Source organism: Streptomyces sp. NBC_00435, assembly GCF_036014235.1.
Taxonomy (GTDB): Bacteria; Actinomycetota; Actinomycetes; order Streptomycetales; family Streptomycetaceae; genus Streptomyces.
On sequence record NZ_CP107924.1, the window covers coordinates 6,123,102 to 6,144,786 of the forward strand.

General features: G+C 71.0%; 14 protein-coding genes and 1 riboswitch. Of the genes, 11 read left to right on the forward strand and 3 right to left on the reverse strand.

What is annotated here, in order from left to right:
* Nucleotides 1–146 precede the first annotated feature (146 nt).
* From OG389_RS28045 to OG389_RS28070, 6 genes are all read left to right on the forward strand, one after another.
* Nucleotides 147–1,166 (forward strand): LacI family DNA-binding transcriptional regulator, encoded by a 1,020-nt coding sequence (locus OG389_RS28045; RefSeq protein ID WP_328301209.1) that lies wholly within the window; start codon nt 147–149, stop codon nt 1,164–1,166.
* Between the two features lie 225 nt (nt 1,167–1,391).
* Nucleotides 1,392–2,792 (forward strand): ABC transporter substrate-binding protein, encoded by a 1,401-nt coding sequence (locus tag OG389_RS28050; RefSeq protein ID WP_328301210.1) that lies wholly within the window; start codon nt 1,392–1,394, stop codon nt 2,790–2,792.
* Nucleotides 2,793–2,897: 105 nt separating this feature from the next.
* The gene (locus OG389_RS28055; protein WP_328301211.1) at nt 2,898–3,806 is read left to right on the forward strand and encodes a carbohydrate ABC transporter permease; all 909 of its coding nucleotides are present in this window, start codon (nt 2,898–2,900) and stop codon (nt 3,804–3,806) included.
* A gap of 13 nt (nt 3,807–3,819) precedes the next feature.
* Nucleotides 3,820–4,695, forward strand: coding sequence for a carbohydrate ABC transporter permease (locus tag OG389_RS28060; RefSeq protein ID WP_328301212.1), 876 nt, complete (start codon nt 3,820–3,822; stop codon nt 4,693–4,695).
* 68 nt (nt 4,696–4,763) lie between these two features.
* The gene (locus OG389_RS28065; RefSeq protein ID WP_328301213.1) at nt 4,764–6,371 is read left to right on the forward strand and encodes a glycoside hydrolase family 13 protein; all 1,608 of its coding nucleotides are present in this window, start codon (nt 4,764–4,766) and stop codon (nt 6,369–6,371) included.
* 132 nt (nt 6,372–6,503) lie between these two features.
* Nucleotides 6,504–8,933, forward strand: a complete 2,430-nt coding sequence (locus tag OG389_RS28070) for a discoidin domain-containing protein (protein ID WP_328301214.1) — start codon at nt 6,504–6,506, stop codon at nt 8,931–8,933.
* A 45-nt stretch (nt 8,934–8,978) separates the two neighbouring features.
* On the opposite strand, the gene OG389_RS28075 is transcribed toward OG389_RS28070, so the two are convergent.
* Nucleotides 8,979–10,232 carry a citrate synthase gene (locus tag OG389_RS28075; RefSeq protein WP_328301215.1) on the reverse strand — a complete coding sequence of 418 codons (1,254 nt, stop codon included), beginning with the start codon at nt 10,230–10,232 and terminating at the stop codon, nt 8,979–8,981.
* A 70-nt stretch (nt 10,233–10,302) separates the two neighbouring features.
* Here OG389_RS28075 and OG389_RS28080 point away from each other — a divergent pair, with 70 nt between their 5' ends.
* Together OG389_RS28080 and OG389_RS28085 are read left to right on the forward strand one after the other, a co-directional pair.
* Nucleotides 10,303–11,463 carry a citrate synthase/methylcitrate synthase gene (locus tag OG389_RS28080; protein ID WP_443059351.1) on the forward strand — a complete coding sequence of 387 codons (1,161 nt, stop codon included), beginning with the start codon at nt 10,303–10,305 and terminating at the stop codon, nt 11,461–11,463.
* 20 nt (nt 11,464–11,483) lie between these two features.
* On the forward strand, nt 11,484–12,674 hold the full coding sequence (locus tag OG389_RS28085) for a CobW family GTP-binding protein (RefSeq protein ID WP_328301217.1): 1,191 nt from the start codon (nt 11,484–11,486) through the stop codon (nt 12,672–12,674).
* A 42-nt stretch (nt 12,675–12,716) separates the two neighbouring features.
* Here OG389_RS28085 and OG389_RS28090 read toward each other — a convergent pair whose 3' ends face one another.
* Nucleotides 12,717–14,789, reverse strand: a complete 2,073-nt coding sequence (locus tag OG389_RS28090) for a restriction endonuclease (protein WP_328301218.1) — start codon at nt 14,787–14,789, stop codon at nt 12,717–12,719.
* A 101-nt stretch (nt 14,790–14,890) separates the two neighbouring features.
* Nucleotides 14,891–17,347, reverse strand: a complete 2,457-nt coding sequence (locus tag OG389_RS28095; RefSeq protein WP_328301219.1) for a DNA gyrase/topoisomerase IV subunit A — start codon at nt 17,345–17,347, stop codon at nt 14,891–14,893.
* Nucleotides 17,348–17,635: 288 nt separating this feature from the next.
* On the opposite strand from OG389_RS28095, the gene OG389_RS28100 reads away from it, so the two are divergent.
* The 3 genes from OG389_RS28100 (at nt 17,636) to OG389_RS28110 (ending at nt 21,581) form a co-directional block, all read left to right on the forward strand.
* Nucleotides 17,636–19,006 carry a M16 family metallopeptidase gene (locus tag OG389_RS28100; RefSeq protein ID WP_328304153.1) on the forward strand — a complete coding sequence of 457 codons (1,371 nt, stop codon included), beginning with the start codon at nt 17,636–17,638 and terminating at the stop codon, nt 19,004–19,006.
* A gap of 20 nt (nt 19,007–19,026) precedes the next feature.
* Nucleotides 19,027–20,394 carry a M16 family metallopeptidase gene (locus tag OG389_RS28105; protein WP_328304155.1) on the forward strand — a complete coding sequence of 456 codons (1,368 nt, stop codon included), beginning with the start codon at nt 19,027–19,029 and terminating at the stop codon, nt 20,392–20,394.
* 217 nt (nt 20,395–20,611) lie between these two features.
* Nucleotides 20,612–20,771: riboswitch (cyclic di-AMP (ydaO/yuaA leader) on the forward strand.
* Between the two features lie 12 nt (nt 20,772–20,783).
* A complete protein-coding gene (locus tag OG389_RS28110) occupies nt 20,784–21,581 on the forward strand; it encodes a M23 family metallopeptidase (protein WP_328301220.1) in 798 nt (265 codons plus the stop codon).
* The last annotated feature ends 104 nt before the right edge of the window (nt 21,582–21,685 follow it).

Sequence of the window (21,685 nt, forward strand, 5' to 3'; positions counted from 1 at the left end):
GAGCACCGTGTGTCGGATACCGCCCGGCCGGCCGGGGTCCTTTTCGTCCAGTGGTGCTCAGGGGCTTCCGTGCCGGATTTCGATGGGCCAAACTGACCGTAATCGAACTGCAAGGAACTTGCATTATTTGCGCTACTCTTGCGCTCATGACGCGACGACTTGCTCAAGTGGCGAAGAAGGTGGGGGTCAGCGAGGCAACGGTCAGCCGGGTGCTCAACGGCAAGCCGGGCGTCTCGGAGACAACCCGCCAGTCCGTACTGACCGCCCTCGACGTTCTCGGCTACGAGCGCCCCACCCAGCTGCGCGGCGAGCGCGCCCGGCTGGTCGGCCTGGTCCTGCCGGAACTGCAGAACCCGATCTTCCCGGCCTTCGCCGAGGTCATCGGTGGCGCGCTGGCCCAGCAGGGGCTGACCCCGGTGCTCTGCACGCAGACCACCGGCGGGGTCTCCGAGGCCGACTACGTCGAGCTCCTGCTCCAGCAGCAGGTGTCCGGCGTCGTCTTCGCCGGCGGGCTCTTCGCGCAGGCCGACGCCCCGCACGAGCACTACCGGCTGCTGCACGACCGCAAGGTCCCGGTGGTGCTGATCAACGCCTCGATAGAGGACCTCGGCTTCCCGTGCGTGTCCTGCGACGACGCCGTGGCGGTGGAGCAGGCCTGGCGCCACTTGGCCTCCCTCGGTCACGAGCGCATCGGCCTGGTGCTGGGCCCGCCCGACCACATCCCCTCCCTGCGCAAGCTGGTGGCCGCCCAGGCGGTCGCCGCGGCGGCCGGCACCGTGCTGCCCGCCGAGCACGTGGAGCGGGCGCTGTTCTCCCTGGAGGGGGGCCACGCGGCCACCTCCAGGCTGCTGGACCGCGGGGTCACCGGCATCATCTGCGCGAGCGACCCACTGGCCCTGGGGGCCATCAGGGCGGCCCGGCGCCGGGGGTTGGACGTACCCGGGGAGGTATCCGTCGTCGGGTACGACGACTCGGCCTTCATGAACTGCACGGAACCCCCGCTGACCACCGTCCGGCAGCCCATCGAGGCCATGGGCCGGGCCGCCGTGGAACTGCTCACCGCGCAGATCCAAGGGGCCGCCGTACAGCCCGGTGAGCTGCTCTTCGAGCCCGAGCTCGTGGTGCGGGGCTCCACGGCGCAGGCTCCCCGCCCCCGCTCCGCGTAACGCTCCCCTCCGCTTCACCCCTTGAACACAGGGCTTCGAAACGTCCCGCTGACGTTTCGAAGCCCTGTTTTGCGTTCTCTGCCCGACCTGTCCGGCGCCCTCCTGCCAATGTCTTGCGAAATCTGCGCGAGATATTGCGTTCATCTGTCGGTGGTGGTTGAGTGTGCCGCGCTCGCCCCCACACACGCCCCACGCCTCCTGCTCGAAGCTCGAAGGGGACCACAGATGAGAACCAACATCCGCCGCACCACCGCGGCCGCCCTCGTCTCGGCGCTCGCCGTCACCGCCTTGGCGGCCTGCGGTACGAGCAGCAGTGGAGACGGCGAAAAGAACCAGCCGTCCGGCGGTTCCACGGACGCCTCCGCGCCGCTCGACCCGAAGACCAAGGTCACCATCTCCATGGACTGCATGCCGCCGGCGGCGAAGGCGGCCGAGCTCAAGCAGTGGAAGGAGGACGTGGCGGAGTTCAACAAGACCTACCCGAACGTCACGATCGAGGGCCGCTCCACCCCCGGCCAGTGCCTGGAGCCCCCGCGCTTCACGGCGATGCTCAAGGCCAAGTCGCAGCCCGACGTGTTCTACGCCTACTTCACCGACCTCCAGCAGGTGCTGGACAACGACGGCGCCGAGGACATCTCCGCGTACGTCACCACCAAGTCGGTGCCGGGGCTCGACGACTTCGACAAGAACGTCGTCAACATCCTCAAGAAGGACGGCAAGCTCTACGGCCTGCCCACCAGCAACTACACGATGGGCCTGCTGATCAACCGCAAGCTCTTCCAGCAGGCGGGCCTCAACCCCGACCAGCCCCCGCGCACCTGGGACGAGGTCCGCGCGGCCGGCAAGAAGATCGCGGCGCTCGGCAACGGCACCGCCGGTTACGGCGACTACAGCGTCGAGAACACCGGCGGCTGGCACTTCACCGCCGCGATGTACGGCCTGGGCGGCGACGTCGTCGGCGCGGACGGCAAGGCGGCCTTCAACAACCCGACCGGCAAGCAGATCGCCGACAACCTCAAGGCCATGCGCTGGGAGGACGAGAGCATGGGCAAGACCCAGCTGCTCAAGTGGGGTGACCTGCAGAAGCAGATGGCCTCGGACAAGCTCGGCATGTTCCTCGCCGCACCCGACGACATCACCTACATGGTCCAGCAGCTCGGGGCCAAGTACGAGAACTTCGGCATGGGCCCCATCCCCGGCGGCGCCGCCACGCTGGCCGGTGGCAACGGCTACCTGATCAAGAAGGGCAGCTCGCCCGACAAGGTCAAGGCCGCCATCGCCTGGCTGAACTTCAAGACCCTCTCGGTCGGCAAGGGGCAGTTCAAGTACGACCGTTCCAAGACCGACGGCCTGCCGGTCGGCCTTCCGCAGCCCGCCTTCTTCACCGGCGCCAGCAAGGCCAAGGACGACGAGCTGAAGGCCGCCAGCGCGACCATGCCGGTCGTCAACTTCAAGCCCTTCCTGGACAACCCGGTGCCCGGCAAGGCGGAGCCGACGAAGGCCCAGGAGGTCTACAAGGTCCTCGACAAGGTGATGTCGGGTGTCCTGACCAACAAGGACGCCGACACGGCGCAGCTCCTCGCGGAGGCCGAGAAGGCCGTCAACCAGGTGCTGGCCAACCAGTAGCGGTCCCGGCCGGGGGAGGTCCGGGCGGCCTCCCCGGCCCGGACCCGCCCGTCGGCCCCGCACCCCGCAAATCGATGGCGACGACCCACCAAGGAGCGAGCGGCGATGTCGGCTCCCACCCTGCCCGGTACCTCACGCGAGGAATTCGTCCGGGCGTTCAAGCGGAACCTCTCGGCCCACGGTTTTCTGATCGGCGCCGTCCTCTGCTTCTCCTTCTTCTCCTGGTACCCGATGGTCCGGGAGTTCCTGCTGGCCTTCCAGAAGACCGAGGGTGGAGCCGTCCACTGGGTCGGCTGGGACAACTTCCGCTACGTCTTCAACGACCCGACCTTCTGGCAGGCCTGGCGCAACACCCTGCTGTTCACCGGGCTCGCGCTGATCCTCGGCTTCGCCGTCCCGTTCGTGGTCTCGATCGTGCTCAACGAGTTCCGGCACGCGCAGGGGTACCTGCGTCTGCTGGTCTACCTGCCGGTGATGATGCCGCCGGTGGCCTCGATCCTGCTCTTCAAGTACTTCTACGATCCCGGATACGGCGTTTTCAATAGAATCCTGGAATTTCTGCACCTACCGGCGCAAGACTGGCTGCAGTCCACCGATACCGCGATGCTCTCTGTTGTCATCGCTTCCACGTGGATGAACATGGGCGGCGCGACCCTGATCTACCTGGCGGCCCTCCAGGGCATCCCCGGGGAACTCTACGAGGCGGCCGAGCTCGACGGGGCCGGGGTGCTGCGCAAGATCTGGCACGTCACGATCCCGCAGACCAAGCTGATCCTCTCGCTGATGCTGCTCATGCAGGTCATCGCGACGATGCAGGTGTTCGTCGAGCCGTTCATGCTGACGGGCGGCGCCGGCCCCGAAGGCTCCACCACCACGGTCGTCGTCCTCATCTACCAGTACGCCTTCAGCTTCAACAAGTACGGCGGCGCCGCGGCCCTGGGCCTGTGCCTGCTCGTCCTGCTCGCCGGATTCTCCGCCGTGTACGTCCGGCTGAGCCGCGACAACGAGAACTGACGGGAGCACCCACATGTCGGACCGCACGCTGATATCGCCGGCCCAACTGGGCCGCACCCGGGGCAAGGTGGTCTACTGGACCGTCCTGGCCGTGGTGGTCATCGGCTTCACGATCGTCTTCCTCGGGCCCCTCTACTGGATGGTCGCCAACGGCCTCAAGAGCACCGCGGAGTTCACCCAGGTCCCGCCGACCCTGGTGCCGGACTCCCTGCACCCGGACAACTACTCGGCCGCCTGGAAGGTCATGGACCTCGCCAAGCTGCTGTTCAACACCCTCTACTACGCGTTCGGCGCCCTGGCCTTCCAGCTCGTCCTCGACGTCGCCGCGGCCTACTCGCTGTCCAAGCTGCGCCCCGTCTTCGGCAAGGCCGTCCTCGGCATGATGCTGGCGACCTTGATGATCCCGGCCACCGTCCTGGTCGTACCGCAGTACCTCACGGTCCTGGACATGCCGGTCATCCAGCGGAACCTGCTCAACACGCCCTGGGTGATCTGGCTGCCCTCGGTCACGAACGCCTTCAACATCTTCCTACTGAAACGATTCTTCGACTCCATCCCCGGCGAGATCCTCGACGCCGCCGCCATCGACGGAGCGTCCTCCCTGCGCACCCTGCGCTCCGTGGTGCTGCCGATGTCCCGGCCCGTCCTCGGCGTGGTGTCGATCTTCGCCATCGTCGGAGTCTGGAAAGACTTCCTCTGGCCCATGCTCACCCTCCCCGACCCGGCCCTGCAGACGCTCAACGTCGGCATCTACTCGCTCGCCAGGGGAGTGCCCGAGAACCATCTCGTCGCCGCGCTCGCGATGGCCTCCGCGCCCACGCTCATCATCTTCCTGATCTTCCAGCGCAACATCATGAGCGGCCTGACGGCAGGCTCCCTCAAGGGGTGAGCACCACCCCGCACCGCCGCCGTGCCCGGTCGCCCCCTGTGAAAAGAACGCCGTGAAAGGACCCCTCCGTGGCTGACTTTCCCCTGCCCGAAAACGCCGCCGACTGGTGGCGCTCGGCCGCCATCTACCAGGTGTACGTACGGAGCTTCGCCGACGGCGACGGGGACGGCACCGGTGACCTCGTGGGCGTCCGGGCCCGCCTCCCCTACCTTGCCGAGCTGGGCGTCGACGCCCTCTGGTTCACCCCCTGGTACCTCTCCCCGCTCGCCGACGGCGGCTACGACGTCGCCGACTACCGCAGCATCGACCCCGCCTTCGGCACCCTCGCCGAAGCCGAGAAGCTCATCGCGGAGGCCCGCGAGCTGGGTATCCGCACCATCGTCGACATCGTCCCGAACCACGTGTCCGACCAGCACGCCTGGTTCAGGGCCGCCCTCGCCGCCGGCCCCGGCAGCCCCGAGCGGGAGCTCTTCCACTTCCGGCCCGGCCGCGGCGAGCACGGCGAACTGCCGCCCGGGGACTGGCCGTCGCAGTTCAACGGCGCCGCCACCTGGACGCGGGTACCGGACGGGGAGTGGTACCTGCACCTCTTCACCCCGCAACAGCCCGACCTCAACTGGGACCACCCGGCCGTCCGCCGGGAACACGAGGATGTCCTGCGGTTCTGGTTCGAGCGCGGAGTGTCCGGCGTACGGATCGACTCCGCGGCCCTGCTCGCCAAGGACCCGGCCCTGCCCGATCTGGCCGGCCGCTCGCCCGAGCCCTGGCCCGGCGAGGTCCACCCCTACATCGACCGCGACGACCTGCACGGCATCTACCGCTCGTGGCGGGCCATCGCCGACGAGTACGACGCCATCTTCGTCGGCGAGGTCTGGCTGCCGGACTCCGAGCGGTTCGCCCGCTACCTGCGCCCCGACGAGCTGCACACCGCCTTCAACTTCTCCTTCCTCAGCTGCCCCTGGGACGCCGGCCGGCTGCGCACCTCCATCGAGGAGACCCTCGCCGAGCACGCCCCCGTCGGCGCCCCGGCCACCTGGGTGCTGTGCAACCACGACGTGACCCGTACCGTCACCCGCTACGGCCGCGCCGACACCGGCTTCGACTTCGCCACCAAAGCCTTCGGAACCCCTGCCGACCTGGCCCTCGGCACCCGCCGGGCGCGCGCCGCCGCGCTGCTGACCCTCGCCCTGCCCGGCGCCGTCTACGTCTACCAGGGCGAGGAACTGGGGCTTCCGGAGGCCGACGTCCCGCTCGGCCGCATCCAGGACCCCATGCACTTCCGCTCCGGCGGCACCGACCCGGGACGGGACGGGTGCAGGGTCCCGCTGCCGTGGACCGCCGAGCCCTGGAACGATCCCTGGCTGCCCCAGCCCGCGGACTGGCCGACGTACGCCGCGGACCGGCAGGCCGGCGATCCGGACTCGATGCTCACCCTCTACCGGACGGCCCTCGGACTGCGCCGCGCCGCCGGCGGCTTCGGCGGCGGATCGCTGGAGTGGTTGGACGCGCCGCCCGGGGTGCTGGCCTTCGCCCGCCCCGACGGGCTGGTCTGCGTGATCAACCTGTCGCCGGAGCCGGCCCCGCTGCCGGCCCGCACGAGCCTCCTGCTGAGCAGCTCCGCCCTGGACGGGGACGGGCTGCTTCCGCAGGACACGGCGGTCTGGCTGCGGACCTGACGCCGCAGCCGGACCGCCGGAACCACGCCTTCCGTACAGCCCGCCTTCCCCGCCACGGCCCCTTCCTCGCGCCACACCTCGTAGAGCCGCCCGTGCACCCCCCCCCGCACCGCATGGAGAGGTCCCACCGTCATGAGCGCAGCAGCACGTATCGCAGCACGCGGGAGGCCGGCGAACGCGCTGGCCGCCGTACTGGCCGCCACCGCCGTCCTCGGGGCGGCAGCCGTCCTGCCCCTGGCGGCGGCCCCCGCCAGGGCCGCCGCGCCGGCCGCCCTGTCGCCCCTGGACGTCCAGGGGCGCGGGGCCACCGTGCCCTTCACGGAGCAGGAGGCGGAGCGGGCGGCCACCAATGGTTCGGTCGTCGGGCCCGACCGGACCTACACCAGCCTGCCCGCCGAGGCCTCCGGGCGCAGCGCGGTACGGCTGGACGCGGCGGGGGAGTACGTCGAGTTCACGCTGGCCAAACCCGCGAACGCGATGAGTGTGCGCTACTCCGTACCGGACAACGCGGCCGGTACGGGCATCAGCGCGCCCGTGGAGCTGAAGCTGGACGGGACCAGGCTGAAGGACCTGGACTTCACCTCCAAGTACAGCTGGTTCTACGGCAGCTACCCCTTCACCAACCAACCCAACGGCGACAAGCCGCACCACTTCTACGAGGAGACCCGCACGCTCTTCGGGAGGACCCTCCCGGCGGGCTCGAAGGTCCGCCTCACGCTCGCATCGCTCGCGGCGACCCCGTGGGCGATCGTGGACCTGGCCGACTTCGAGGAGGTCGCGCCGCCCGTGACCCGGCCGTCCGGTTCCCTGTCGGTGACCGACTTCGGAGCGGACCCGAACGGTTCCGCCGACTCCACGGCGGCCTTCCAGCAGGCCGTGGACGCGGGCGCGGCGCAGGCGAGGGAGGTGTGGATCCCGCAGGGCACCTTCAAGCTGACCGATCACGTGGTGGTCGACAAGGTGACGCTGCGCGGTGCCGGACCCTGGTACTCCGTCCTCACCGGGCGCCATCCCACCGACCGCAACCGCGCGGCCGGGATCTACGGGAAGTACGTACAGGGCGGCGGGTACGGCGGCCAGATACGCCCGTACGAGAGCGGCGGTCCGAGCCGCAACGTCACGCTGAAGGACTTCGCGATCATCGGTGAGATCGCCGACCGGATCGACGACGACCAGGTCAACGCCATCGGCGGCGCGATGAGCGACTCCGTCGTGGACAACGTGTGGATGCAGCGGACCAAGGTCGGGGCCTGGATGGACGGCCCGATGGACAACTTCCACATCAGGAACAGTCGGATCCTCGACCAGACGGCGGACGGGGTGAACTTCCACTGGGGCGTCACCAACTCCTCCGTCGAGAACACCTTCCTGCGCAACCTCGGTGACGACGGCCTCGCCATGTGGGCGGACACGAAGAACAACGTCGCCAACTCCTTCAGCCACAACACCGTCGTGCTGCCGATCCTCGCCAACAACATCGCGATCTACGGCGGCAAGGACATCAGCGTCACCGACAACGTGGCCGCGGAGACCCTGTCCAACGGCGGCGGCCTGCACGTCGGCAACCGGTACCCCGGGGTCACGCCGGGGCAGGGGACCGACGTCTCGGGCACCTTCACGCTGGCGCGCAACACCCTGATCCGGACCGGGAACACCGACTACGGGTGGAACTTCCCCATCGGCGCGGTGTGGTTCGACAGCCGGTCGAGCTCCATCGACAAGGCCACGATCAACGTGACCGACAGCGCCATCCTGGACAGCTCGTACGCGGCCATCCACTTCGTGTCCGGCAGCACCAAGGGCGTCCACTTCGACAACATCGACATCGACGGGACGGGGACGTTCGCGCTGCAGTTCAACGACCCGGCCGAGCTGTCGATGAGCAACGTCAGGGCCACCCGCATCGGATTCGCCGAGCCGGTCTACAGCTGCCTGGGCGCACAGCTGAAGCTGACGCAGGGCAGCGGGAACTCGGGCTGGAACACCAAGCTCCCGAACACCTACTGCGGACCGTTCCCGCCGGCCGTCGACCAGCCGGGACCGGACCCCACGCCCAGCCCCACCCCTACGCCGACTCCTACCCCTACGCCGACTCCCACTCCGACGCCGACCCCGACTCCCACTCCGACTCCCGACCCCACCCGGAACCTCGCTCAGGGCAGGCCCGTCTCCGAGTCCTCGCACACCCAGGGGTACGACGCGGCGAAGGCCGTCGACGGCGACCCGAACAGCTACTGGGAGAGCGTCAACAACGCCTTCCCGCAGTCGGTGACGGTCGACCTCGGAGCCACCGCCGCCGTCAGGCGCCTGGTCCTGAAGCTGCCGCCGCCGTCCGCCTGGGGGGCCAGGACCCAGACCCTGTCCGTCCTCGGCAGCACCGACGGCTCGGCCTTCACCACCGTCGCCGCCTCCCAGGGCTACTCCTTCGACCCGGCGAGCGGGAACAAGGTCACCATCACCCTCCCGGCCGGTACGAACCTGCGCCACCTGCGGCTGGCCTTCACCGGTAACACCGGCTGGCCGGCCGGGCAGCTCAGCGAGCTGGAGGCGTACGCCGGCTGACTCGGGGCGCCCCTCCGGGGGCGACCCCCTGGAACACCCCGCCCGTCACGGCATCGGCTGTGGCGGGCGGGGTCCGTGGTACTGCCCGCTCGGCCGCATCCGCAGCGGGCGTTCCTGGTACTCCTCCAGAGCGTGCGCGATCCAGCCGGCCGTGCGGGCCACGGCGAAGACGGTCTCCCCGGCCTCCGCGGCCATCGCGCACGAGACCGTCAGCACCGCCAGCGCCAGGTCCACATTGGGGTACAGCCCGCCGCCGTGCCGGGCCATCACCCCGGCCACCTCGCGCGCAGCGCCCAGCGCCGGACCGGCCTGCGCCAGCCCCTCCAGCCGCGCGAACAGTGCGGTGGCCCGGGGGTCCTGGCCCTCGTACAGCCGGTGCCCGAGTCCGGGCACCCGGCGCCCGGCCCGCAGGTACTCGGCCACCACCGGCGCCGCGCCGCCCCGCTCCAGCACCTCCACCAGCATCCGGTGCGCGAGGCGCCCGGCCGCGCCGTGCAGCGGGCCCTCGAGTGCGCCGAGCCCGGCCGAAACCGCGGCGTAGGGGTGCGCGCGCGCCGACGCGGCCACCCGTACGGCCAGGGTCGAGGCGGCCAGATCGTGGTCGGTGAGCAGCGCCAGGGCCAAGTCCAGGACGGCCAGCGCGTCCGGATCGGGGTCGAGGGCGCAGAGCCGGGGCCACAGCTGTCGGGCGAGCCGGCCGTCCCCGCCCCACTGCGTCGGGCCGACCTCGGGCAGGGCGCCGACCATGGTGGGGATCAGGGCGCGTGCGGAGCCCAGTACGGACGCCTCGGACAGGTCGAAGCGCAGCGGGTCCGCGACCGCCGCGGCGGCGACGGCCACCCGCAGCCGGTCGAGCGGGCCGCTGTGCTCGGGCAGTGCCGCCACGGCCCGCCGGGCGGCGGCGAGGGCCTGCGGGGGAGCGGTGAACCGGGCCCCGCGCACCAGGGTCCCCGTCCAGAGCCACTCGGCGACCTCCTCGTACCGGTACCGCGAGGCCAGCTCCACGGCGTCCACGCCCCGGAACCAGTACCTGCCGTGCTCGATGAGGGTCAGTGCGGTGCGTACGGAGAGCTCCCCGGCGGAACCGGCGGCGCCGGAGGGCCCCGCCGCCTCGCGCCGGCTGCGCAGGGCCAGGGCCTCGACCTCGCGGGCGTCGAAGCTGCTGGAGCGTCCGACGGGGTCGCGGCGGCTCGTGAGCTGGCCGCGGCTGACGTACGCGTACACGGTCGCGGGCTTCACCCCCAGCAGACGGGCCGCTTCCTGGGTGCTGAGCCTGCGCTCACCGGACTCCTCGTTCATGACGCACACCCTATATATGTTGACTCAATCAATATTGACAGTGATTGAGTCCATCATGGATGGTCGATCCATGAACACCACCGTCACACCTGCCGAAATCCCCCGCGGACTCGCGGGAGTCGTGGTCACCGACACCCGTCTCGGTGACGTCCGAGGCCAGGAGGGCTTCTACCACTACCGCCAGTACTCGGCCGTCGAGCTCGCCGGGAGCCGCACCTTCGAGGACGTGTGGCACTTGATGTTCCGCGGCGAGCTGCCCGCCGACGCCGCCGGACGCGCCGCCTTCGCCGCCGAGATCGCACCGCTGCGCCGGCTCCCCGACGAAGTACGGGACGCCCTGCCCGCACTGGCCCGCGCCACCGCCCTGTCGGGCCCGCTCGCGGGGCTGCGCACGGCGCTCTCACTGCTGGGGGCCTCCGCCGGCTTCCGCCCGGTCTACGATCTCGACCCCGAGCGCCGGGCCGCCGACGCCATGGCCGCCTGCGCCGCCGTACCGACACTGCTCACCGCCCTGCACCGGCTCGGGCAGGGGCTGGAGCCGGTGGAGCCGCGCGAGGACCTCCCCTACGCCGCCAACTACCTCTGGATGCTGACGGGACAGGAGCCCGATCCGGTCAGGGCCCGCGCCGTCGAGCAGTACCTGATCTCCACCGTCGACCACGGTTTCAACGCCTCCACCTTCACCGCCCGCGTGATCGCCTCCACCGGCGCCGACGTCGCGGCCTGCCTCACCGGGGCGATCGGCGCGCTCTCCGGCCCGCTGCACGGCGGCGCCCCCAGCCGGGCCCTGGACACGCTCGACGCCATCGGCACGTCGGACCGGATCGACCCGTGGATCCGCGAGCGGGTCCTCGCCGGCGACCGGATCATGGGCTTCGGGCACCCCGTGTACCGCACCGAGGACCCGCGCTCACGGATGCTGCGCGGGATCGCCCGGCAGTTCGGCGGCCCGCTCGTGGACTTCGCCGTGGAGGTCGAGCGGCACGTCGAAGAGATCCTCGCCGAGCTCAAGCCGGGCCGCGAACTGCACACCAACGTGGAGTTCTACGCGGGCGTGGTCATGGAGCTGTGCGGACTGCCCCGCGAGATGTTCACGCCGACCTTCTGCGCGGCCCGCGTGGTCGGCTGGAGCGCGAACGTCCTCGAACAGGCCGCCGATTCGAAGATCATCCGTCCTGCCGCCCGCTACGTCGGCCCCACCCCGCCCCAGCCAGTCCCCGCCCTCGGCTGAGGCTGGCTACGATCGACCGGGTGAACAGCATCCCCGTCGTCGTCCTCGCCGGATTCCTCGGATCGGGCAAGACGACCGTCCTCAACCACCTCCTCGGCAACCGCGGGGGCACCCGGATCGGGGTCGTCGTCAACGACTTCGGCTCCATCGAGGTGGACGCGATGTCGGTGGCCGGTCAGGTCGGCGACTCGATGGTCTCCCTCGGCGGCGGGTGCCTGTGCTGCGCGGTGGACGGCAGCGAACTGGACGCCTACCTGGAGAAGCTCGCCGACCCCGTCCACCGCATCGACGTGATCGTCATCGAGGCGAGCGGGCTGGCGGAGCCGCAGGAACTGGTCCGGATGCTCGTCGCCAGCGAGAACCCGGCCGTCCGCTACGGCGGAATGGTGCAGATCGTCGACGCGGCGGAGTTCGACGCGACGCGGGCCCGGCACCCGGAAACCGACCGCCACCTGGCCGTCGCCGACCTGGTGGTGCTCAACAAGACCGACCGTGTCGACGCCGCCGAGCGGGCCCGCATCGAGGGCGCGCTCGGCAGGCTCTGCGCACCGGGCATCCCGGTCGTCGGCGCTGACCACGGCCGGATCGACCCGGAGCTGCTCTTCGACCGCCGCCCGTGGACCGAGACCCGCGGGCAACTGTCCTTCGAGGACCTGCTGGCCCAGGCGCACGACCACGACGGCGACCACGCGGGACACGCGCACACGGCCTACGAGAGCACCGAGTTCGTGTCCGAACAGGCACTCAGCCCACGCCGGTTCATCGACTTCCTCGACCGCCGTCCGGCCGGGCTCTACCGGATCAAGGGCTACGCGTACTTCGGCGTCCCCGGCCACGATGAGCGCTACGAGGTCCAGGCGGTCGGCCGCTTCCTGGGCTTCGCCCCGCAGCCCTGGGGGCGGGGCGAGCCGCGCCTGACGCAGCTCGTCCTGATCGGCTCGGGCACCGACGGCCCGGCCCTGCTCCGCGAGCTGGAGGGCTGCCGCGAAGCCGAGCCGTGGCGGGCCGGCCCGGAGAGTATGTGGGGGGTACTGCGCTACGTACACCGCCCGGCGGCGCCGGAGCGGGAACGGGGTTCCGGCGACCCGGACATCGATCCCGCTCCCGGGGCCGACTTCGAAGCCGACCTCGATCCCGACTTCGATCCGGATCCCGACGCCGGGGCCGACCCCGGGGCCGAGGCAGAGTCCGACCCCGGTTTCGGGTACTGAGGGACCCGAGGGGTTCCGGGTACTGAAGGACCCGAGGCCGGCTCAGGCGACCTCGACGCCGAAGTCGCCGAGCAGGGGTTCCAGCCCGCCCGGGTACCCCTTTCCGCCGACGACGAAGTCCCAGTCGCCGCCCGCGCGGCGCCGGAAGGAGCCCAGGACCAGGGCCGTCTCGCCGGCGCGGCCGTCGGAGACCATGAGCCGGCCCAGCTCCTCGCCGCCCGGACCCAGCAGCCGGATCCGGGCGTCGGTGAAGCCCGCCAGGTCGGCGCGCGGATCGACTTCCGGATCGATCGCGGCGACCAGGACCAGCCGGTCGGCGCGCTGCGGCAGGGCGTCGAAGAAGACCGCGAGCGCCGCCTTGTCGGGCGCCGAGTGTGTGTGGGCCCGTACCGAACCGTCCGGGGTGCTGGGGTTGTTGAAGAACACGAAGTGGTCCTCGCTCAGCACCCGGCCGCCCTCGCAGACCAGCGCGCACACGTCCAGCGCCACCGGTCCCGCCCAGGACATGCCGAGCACGTTCCGCTCCGCGGCCGACTCCGACTCCGACTCCGGCTCCGTCGTCCGCCGGGCCGCCGTGCCGCCGCCGAGGCGCCCGCGCAGTCCGTGCTGGTGCAGCAGGTCCACGAGCGCGGCCCCGGGAACCAACTCCAGCGGCTTGCCGTTGGCAAAGGTGTACGACCCGGGTCCGAAGGTCGCGGTGGTGACCAGCACCCCCTTGTTCGCCCCCCGGTCCTGAACCGTGCCGTACAGGTCCCGCACGGCCGTTGGCGGGACCGTGTTCCGGTAGCGCTTGACCTGCACCACGATCCGCCCGCCCCGGATCGGAGCCGGGTCCAGCGCCTCGACGTCCACGCCGCCGTCGCCCGACCGCTGCGTGGTCACCGCCTCCATGCCCATCGCCCGGAACAGCTCCGCGACCAGGTTCTCGAAGGCGATCGGGTCCATCGCGAAGAGGTCCGGCTCCTCGTCGTCACCGTCCGCGTGCCCGCCGTGGCTGACGACACCGCCCATGTCCCCGGGCCTGCGGTCCGGGCGGACCGCCGCGAGCTGGTCCGGCCGCGGCGACAACTGTCCGCGCAACCCCTCCACCAGGCAGTCCACTGCGCTGACCTGCTCGAGTCGCAGCCCGGTGAAGGCGGACCGTGCTGCCGACACCGTGGCGAGAACGAGCTGCGCCTCCAGCCCCGTCACCGGATCGTGGGCGTCCACGAAGCCGTTGACCACCACCGAGTCCAGCATGCCGAACTCGTCCGCCGCGTACAGCTCGTGCACCACCAGCAGCAGGCCCCGGTAGAGTGCCCGCCGCTGCGCGGCCGGGCGGGCCGTCTCCTTGTCCTGGTCCGTACTGGGCAGATACCGCACCGACTTGGCTTCCGGTACCACCTCGTAGCGAGGCAGCTCCCAGTCGAGCACCAGCTGGCGCACCGTCCGGTCGTACGCTGCCGACACCTGCCTCGGCAGTTCCTCCGACCAGGCCGTGGAGGCGTACAGGGCGGCCGAGAAGTACTCCACCGCGGCTTCGGCCTCGCCCGCGCGCAGCCTCCCGGCCAGCTCGCTCAGCCCGGCGTTGTGCGCGCGAATGCCCGCGAGCCGCTCGGCCGCCCACCGGTCGTACTGCTCCCGCTGCTCGAACAGCCGCTCCTGGCGCCGGGTCTCAGCCGCACGTGCCTTCTGCGAGGCACGCGTGTACTGGGCGTGCGCCTCGTGCTCCGCCTGGGCCCGCCGGTAGGAACCGAGTGCCATGCCGCTGCTCTGCTGCTGGAACTGTTCGATCCGGGGTATCGCCACGGGGTGTGCCAGGGGCCCCGGATCGAATGGGTCGAGCCGCTCGCTGCGGACCAGCGAGGCCATTCGGAACGCCGGCGCCCGGCAGCCTGCCGCCAACAGGTTCCGCAGTGCGGAGACTTCAGCCTCGATGCTCTCCGTACGCCGTCGTGCCTCGACCTCACGGTGCTGCCGGTAGGCGGCCTGCTGCTCGCGTTCGCCCCGGGCGACGTCCCGGTCCCATGCCCGGCGGCGGCGCTCGGCCTCTCGCTGCTGGATCACCTGCGTCCGCTGCTGCCTGCGCTGGTCCTCGGCCCAGTCCCCGATCATTCCGCTCGACCGACGGCTCATCAGCTTTCCCCCGCCCCCACCGCAAGCACCAACGGGAAAACACTAGTCGCCATTCGGGTGGTACGTCCCCCGGACGTACCACCCGAATGGCCTCCTACCTCCTACAGCGCGGCCCCCGCCAGCGCCGTGACCACGGCCGGCAGCGCCGTGCCCGAGCCGTCCCGGCGCGGGTCGGCCGCAGGCAGCGCGGCCGGGGTGCCGTTCGCCGCGGCCGCGCGGACCGGGGAACCGCCCGCCCAGGCCAGGAGCAGTACGTCCTCGCCCTTCAGGAAGCGCTGGCAGCGCACGCCGCCGGTGGCCCGGCCCTTGCGCGGGTACTGGTCGAACGGGGTCAGCTTCCCGGACTGCATCGAGTCGTCGAGCGTCCCGTGCGAGCCCGCCACCGTGAAGACCACGGCGTCGCGCGCCGGGTCCACGGCGGAGAAGTGGATCACCTTGGCGCCGTCCGCGAGCTTGATGCCGGCCATACCGCCCGCCGGCCGGCCCTGCGGGCGCACCTGGGCCGCCGGGTAGCGCAGCAGCTGGGCGTCGTCGGTGATGAAGACCAGGTCCTCCTCGCCCGTGCGCAGCTCGACCGCGCCGACGATCCGGTCGCCGTCCTTGAGGGTGATGACTTCGAGCTCGTCCTTGTTGGCCGGGTAGTCCGGCACGACCCGCTTGACCACGCCCTGCTCGGTGCCGAGCGCCAGGCCCTGCCCGGCCTCGTCCAGCGAGGTCAGGCAGACGACCTTCTCGTCCCCCTCCAGCCCGGAGAGGAACTCCGAGACCGGGGCCCCGCCCGCGAGGTTCGGCGCGGCGTGGGTGTCGGGCAGCTGCGGCAGGTCGATCACGGACAGCCGCAGGAGCCGGCCGTACGAGGTGACCGCGCCGATGTCCGCCCGCGCGGTCGCCGCGACCTGCGACACGATCAGGTCGTGCTTGGCGCGGGCGCCGCCCTCCTCCTCGGGAAGCGGCTCGGCGTTCGCCGTGCGGGCCAGCAGCCCGGTGGAGGACAGCAGCACCCGGCACGGGGTGTCCTCGACCTCCAGCGGGACCGCCGCGACCGGCGTCCCCGCCGACTCCAGCAGCACCGTACGGCGCTCGGTGCCGAACTTCTTGGAGACCGCGGCCAGTTCCGCCGAGACCAGCTTGCGCAGTTCGCTGTCGGAGTCCAGGATCCCGGTCAGCTCGTCGATCTCGCCGGCCAGCCGGTCGCGCTCGGACTCCAGCTCGATCCGGTCGAAGCGGGTGAGGCGGCGCAGCGGGGTGTCCAGGATGTACTGGGTCTGGATCTCGCTCAGCGAGAAGCGCTCCATCAGGCGCTCCTTGGCCTGCGCGGAGTTGTCGCTGTCCCGGATGATCCGGATGACCTCGTCGATGTCGAGCAGCGCCACGAGCAGGCCCTCGACCAGGTGCAGCCGGTCGCGCCGCTTGCCCCGGCGGAACTCGCTGCGCCGGCGCACGACCTCGAAGCGGTGGTCGAGGTAGACCTCGAGCAGCTCCTTGAGGCCCAGCGTCAGCGGCTGCCCGTCGACCAGCGCGACGTTGTTGATGCCGAAGGTCTCCTCCATCGGCGTCAGCTTGTACAGCTGCTCCAGCACGGCCTCGGGGTGGAAGCCGTTCTTGATCTCGATGACCAGACGCAGGCCGTGCGAGCGGTCGGTGAGGTCCTTGACGTCCGCGATGCCCTGGAGCTTCTTCGAACCGACCAGGTCCTTGATCTTCGCGATGACCTTCTCGGGGCCGACCGTGAAGGGCAGTTCGGTGACGACCAGGCCCTTGCGCCGCGGGGTCACGTCCTCCAGCGCCACCGTGGCACGGATCCGGAAGGTGCCGCGGCCGTTCTCGTAGGCGTCCTTGATGCCGGCGAGGCCCACGATCCGGCCACCGGTGGGCAGATCGGGACCCGGTACGAAGCGCATCAGCGCCTCCAGGTCCGCCTCCGGGTAGCGGATCAGGTGGCGGGCGGCCGCGACGACCTCGCCGAGGTTGTGCGGGGCCATGTTGGTGGCCATGCCCACCGCGATCCCGGACGCGCCGTTGACCAGCAGGTTCGGGTACGCGGCCGGCAGTACGACCGGCTCCCGCTCCTGGCCGTCGTAGTTCGCGGCGAAGTCGACGGTGTTCTCGTCGATCCCGTCCGTCATCAGTGACGCGGCGTCGGCCATCTTCGACTCGGTGTAACGCATGGCGGCCGGCGGGTCGTCGTTGCCGAGCGAGCCGAAGTTGCCGTGGCCGTCGACCAGCGGGAGCCGCATGGAGAAGGGCTGCGCCATGCGCACGAGGGCGTCGTAGATCGACGCGTCGCCGTGCGGGTGCAGCTTGCCCATGACCTCGCCGACGACGCGGGCGCACTTCACGTAGCCACGGTCGGGGCGCAGGCCCATCTCGTTCATCTGGTAGACGATGCGCCGGTGCACCGGCTTCATGCCGTCGCGGGCGTCGGGCAGGGCACGGGAGTAGATCACCGAGTACGCGTACTCGAGGAAGGAGCCCTGCATTTCGTCGACGACGTCGATGTCGAGGATCTTCTCCTCGAAATCCTCCGGCGGCGGGGTCTTCGTGCTGCGGCGGGCCATCGCTGCGCGGCTCCTTAACCAAGAATCGGGATGAGCTCAGCCCTCACGGGGTGGGGGCCGGTTCTTCGTACACGGGCGGTGCTGGGGGTGGTGGCGCGGGTGGTGCTTCGGGTGGGACCGGGTTTCGGACAGAGGGGTGACGCGGACCATTGTGGCCCGAGGCACCGACAACGCCGACTCCGACCCAGGACTGGGCCGGGAACTTCTCCGGTCGCCGACACGCTTGCATACAGTGGCAGGTCTGACAGGAATCTCTGCATCGCGATCGAAGGGACCAACCACATGCCCATGGGTCACACGGCCACAGCTCAGGCCGGCTCCGGCGGCCTCACAGCGACCGAGCACCGGCTGGCCAACGGCCTGCGCGTGGTGCTGTCCGAGGACCACCTGACCCCGGTCGCCGCGGTCTGCCTCTGGTACGACGTCGGCTCGCGTCACGAAGTCAAGGGACGTACCGGCCTGGCTCACCTCTTCGAGCACCTGATGTTCCAGGGCTCGCAGAACGTGTCCGGCAACGGGCACTTCGAGCTGGTCCAGGGAGCCGGAGGCTCCCTCAACGGCACCACCAGCTTCGAGCGGACCAACTACTTCGAGACGATGCCGACCCACCAGCTGGAGCTCGCGCTGTGGCTGGAGGCGGACCGGATGGGCTCGCTGCTGGCCGCCCTGGACGACGAGTCCATGGAGAACCAGCGCGACGTCGTCAAGAACGAGCGCCGCCAGCGGTACGACAACGTCCCGTACGGCACGGCTTTCGAGAAGCTGACCGCCCTCGCCTACCCCGAGGGTCACCCGTACCACCACACACCGATCGGCTCCATGGCCGACCTGGACGCCGCGTCCCTGGAGGACGCGCGCGCGTTCTTCCGTACGTACTACGCGCCCAACAACGCGGTGCTCTCGGTCGTCGGCGACATCGACACCGAGAAGACCCTCGCCTGGGTCGAGAAGTACTTCGGCACCATCCCCGGCCACGACGGCAAGCAGCCGCCGCGCGACGGCTCGCTGCCCGAGAACATGGGCGGGCAGCTGCGCGAGGAGGTCGTCGAGGAGGTTCCGGCCCGCGCGCTGATGGCCGCCTACCGGCTCCCGCACGACGGCACCCGCGAGTGCGACGCCGCCGACGTGGCGCTGACCGTCCTGGGCAGTGGCGAGTCCTCCCGGCTGCACAACCGCCTGGTGCGCCGCGACCAGAGCGCCGTCGCGGCCGGGTTCGGCATGCTGCGCCTCGCCGGCGCGCCCTCGCTGGGCTGGCTGGACGTCAAGACCTCCAGCGGGGTCGAGGTGCCCGACATCGAGGCGGCCGTCGACGAGGAGCTTGCGCGGTTCGCCGCCGAGGGCCCAACGGCCGAGGAGATGGAGCGAGCCCAGGCCCAGCTGGAGCGCGAGTGGCTGGACCGGCTGAGCACGGTCGCCGGCCGCGCGGACGAACTGTGCCGCTTCGCGGTGCTGTTCGGTGACCCGCAGCTGGCGCTGACCGCCGTCCAGCGCGTCCTCGACATCACCGCCGAGGAGGTGCAGGCCGTGGCCGCGGCCCGACTGCGCCCGGACAACCGCGCGGTGCTCGTGTACGAGCCGATCGCGGCCGATGCCGACGATGCCGACGACGCCGGTGCCGGCGACGAGAACAGCGACGAGAACGAGGGGGCGGAGCAGTGAGCGACACCGCAGCCGTCACGATGACCTTCCACCCGCGCCCGCAGGCCGGCGAGCCGCAGCCGTGGGCCTTCCCGGCCCCCGAGCGCGCGGTCCTGGCCAACGGCCTCACCCTGCTGCGCTGCCACCGCCCGGGCCAGCAGGTGGTCGCCGTCGAGATCAACCTCGCCGCCCCGCTGGACGCGGAGCCCGCCGGCCTCGACGGCGTGGCCACGATCATGGTCCGCGCGCTGTCCGAGGGAACCGACAAGCACTCCGCGGAGGAGTTCGCCGCCGAGCTGGAGCGCTGCGGCGCCACCCTCGACGCGCACGCCGACCACCCCGGCCTGCGCGTCTCCCTGGAGGTCCCGGCCTCCCGGTTGCACAAGGCGCTGGGCCTGATCGCCGAGGCCCTGCGCGCGCCGGCCTTCGCCGACGCCGAGGTCGACCGCCTGGTGCGCAACCGGCTCGACGAGATCCCGCACGAGAGCGCCAACCCGCAGCGCCGTGCCGCCAAGCAGCTCTCGAAGGAGCTCTTCCCGGCCTCCCTGCGGATGTCCCGCCCGCGTCAGGGCACCGAGGAGACGGTCGCCCGCATCGACTCCGCGGCCGTACGCGCCTTCTACGAGGCCCACGTGCGCCCCGCGACCGCCACCGCGGTGGTCGTCGGCGACCTGACCGGCATCGACCTGGACGCCGTCCTGGCCGACACCCTCGGCGCGTGGACCGGCGACACCACCGAGCCGCGCCAGGCCCCGCCGATCAGCGCCGACGACACGGGCCGCGTGGTCATCGTGGACCGGCCCGGCGCGGTCCAGACACAGCTGCTGATCGGCCGCATCGGGCCGGACCGGCACGACCGGGTCTGGGCGCCGCAGGTGCTCGGCACGTACTGCCTGGGCGGCACCCTGACCTCCCGCCTGGACAAGGTGCTGCGCGAGGAGAAGGGGTACACGTACGGCGTGCGCGCGTTCGCCCAGGTGCTGCGCTCCACCGCGGACGGCAAGGGCGCCTCGATGCTCGCCATCAGCGGCTCGGTGGACACCCCGAACACCGGCCCGGCGCTGGACGACCTCTGGACGGTGCTGCGCACCCTCGCGCAGGGCGGCCTGACCGACGCCGAACGTGATGTGGCGGTGCAGAACCTGGTGGGCGTGGCCCCACTGAAGTTCGAGACGGCCGCCTCCGTCGCGGGCACCCTCGCCGACCAGGTCGAGCAGGAGCTTCCGGACGACTACCAGGCGCAGTTGTACGCGCGGCTGGCCGAAACCGGGACGGTGGAGGCCACTTCGGCGGTCGTCAGCGCATTCCCGGTGGACCGGCTGGTCACGGTCCTGGTGGGCGACGCCTCGCAGATCGAGGAGCCGGTGCGGGCCCTCGGCATCGGCGAAGTGACCGTGGTGACCAACTGATCGCCGGCCGGTCCTCCAACTGACCGGCCGCACAAGGGGACTCCGGCGGCTTGTCTGCCGGAGTCCCTTTTGTGTTGCTTGCGTAGTTGGTGTGATCACTGCCGGTATGGGGTGTGGCGTACGCAACAAAAGGCCGTGTCTGTTTGGTGATTGTCCGAAGATCCGCCTAGCGTCGGCCGTGCTGTCCGTCAGTTGTAACCGCCGCGTCCGCGGCACCGGGCAGCGATCGCCGAGTCCCCGTCAGGCGCGAGCCTGGGGAGCCGGGGACCCACTTGTGTCCCTGGGGTGAATCGGACCGCCTCGCAAGAGGGGGCCCGTAGGAGACCTTCCTGCTCCGAACCCGTCAGCTAACCCGGTAGGCGAGAGGGAAGGAAAGGATCAGCCCCTTCATGGCGTTTGGCAGTCGTCCCGCCGGCTCCGGCAAGCACCGCGGTTCCAGCCGTCTGAGCCGCAAGACCGCCGGCTACGCCGGTATCGCCGCCCTCGCCACCACTGGCGTCGTCGGCTCCCTGGCAGGTCCCGCGTTCGCCGCGGACCACGCCCCTTCCGTCGAGGACACCGGCCTCAACACCATCGTCGTGGCCGACGGGCTGGCGGACGAGATCGAGGCCCAGGCCCAGTCCCAGCAGCGCTCCGCCGAGGCCGCCGCCGCCAAGGCGCAGGCCGAGACCGACGCCAGGCAGCGGGCCGCCGAGGCCAAGGCGAAGGCCGAAGCGCGGGCCAAGGCCGAGCGTGAGGCCGCCGAGCGCGCCGCCCGCGAGGAGGAGCGCAAGCGCCTCAACACCTTCGTCGCCCCGGTCGACGGCTCCTACGTCAGCACCCAGTGGCACGCGGGCGGCGGCATGTGGTCCTCCGGCAGCCACACCGGCATCGACTTCCACGCCAGCTCGGGCACCCCCGTCCACGCCGTCGGCCTGGGCACCGTCGTCGAGGCGGGCTGGGGCGGCGCGTACGGCAACAACGTCGTCATCAAGCACGCCGACGGCACCTACACCCAGTACGGCCACATGTCGAAGCTCGGCGTCTCCGTGGGCCAGCAGGTCACCCCGGGCCAGCAGATCGGCCTCTCGGGCAGCACCGGCAACTCCAGCGGCCCGCACCTGCACTTCGAGGCCCGTACCGGCGCCGACTACGGCTCGGACATCGACCCGGTCGCGTACCTGCGCACGCACGGCGTCAACGTCTGACGGACGCACCGCACCACGCACGTCTTCCGCGAAGGCCCCGGCTCTCTTCGAGCCGGGGCCTTCGCGTTGTGTGAATGTTTCGTATTTCCGGCCGTCCTCGGAAA

Excerpts from the sequence above, each read along its gene's own strand:
- OG389_RS28080 (WP_443059351.1), top strand. The coding sequence starts at position 10,303 with ATGAACACCACCGTCACACCTGCCGAAATCCCCCGCGGACTCGCGGGA.
- OG389_RS28095 (WP_328301219.1), bottom strand. The coding sequence starts at position 17,347 with ATGGCCCGCCGCAGCACGAAGACCCCGCCGCCGGAGGATTTCGAGGAG.
- OG389_RS28075 (WP_328301215.1), bottom strand. The coding sequence starts at position 10,232 with ATGAACGAGGAGTCCGGTGAGCGCAGGCTCAGCACCCAGGAAGCGGCC.
- OG389_RS28110 (WP_328301220.1), top strand. The coding sequence starts at position 20,784 with ATGGCGTTTGGCAGTCGTCCCGCCGGCTCCGGCAAGCACCGCGGTTCC.
- OG389_RS28055 (WP_328301211.1), top strand. The coding sequence starts at position 2,898 with ATGTCGGCTCCCACCCTGCCCGGTACCTCACGCGAGGAATTCGTCCGG.
- OG389_RS28045 (WP_328301209.1), top strand. The coding sequence starts at position 147 with ATGACGCGACGACTTGCTCAAGTGGCGAAGAAGGTGGGGGTCAGCGAG.
- OG389_RS28100 (WP_328304153.1), top strand. The coding sequence starts at position 17,636 with ATGGGTCACACGGCCACAGCTCAGGCCGGCTCCGGCGGCCTCACAGCG.
- OG389_RS28070 (WP_328301214.1), top strand. The coding sequence starts at position 6,504 with ATGAGCGCAGCAGCACGTATCGCAGCACGCGGGAGGCCGGCGAACGCG.
- OG389_RS28090 (WP_328301218.1), bottom strand. The coding sequence starts at position 14,789 with ATGAGCCGTCGGTCGAGCGGAATGATCGGGGACTGGGCCGAGGACCAG.
- OG389_RS28105 (WP_328304155.1), top strand. The coding sequence starts at position 19,027 with ATGACCTTCCACCCGCGCCCGCAGGCCGGCGAGCCGCAGCCGTGGGCC.
- OG389_RS28060 (WP_328301212.1), top strand. The coding sequence starts at position 3,820 with ATGTCGGACCGCACGCTGATATCGCCGGCCCAACTGGGCCGCACCCGG.
- OG389_RS28050 (WP_328301210.1), top strand. The coding sequence starts at position 1,392 with ATGAGAACCAACATCCGCCGCACCACCGCGGCCGCCCTCGTCTCGGCG.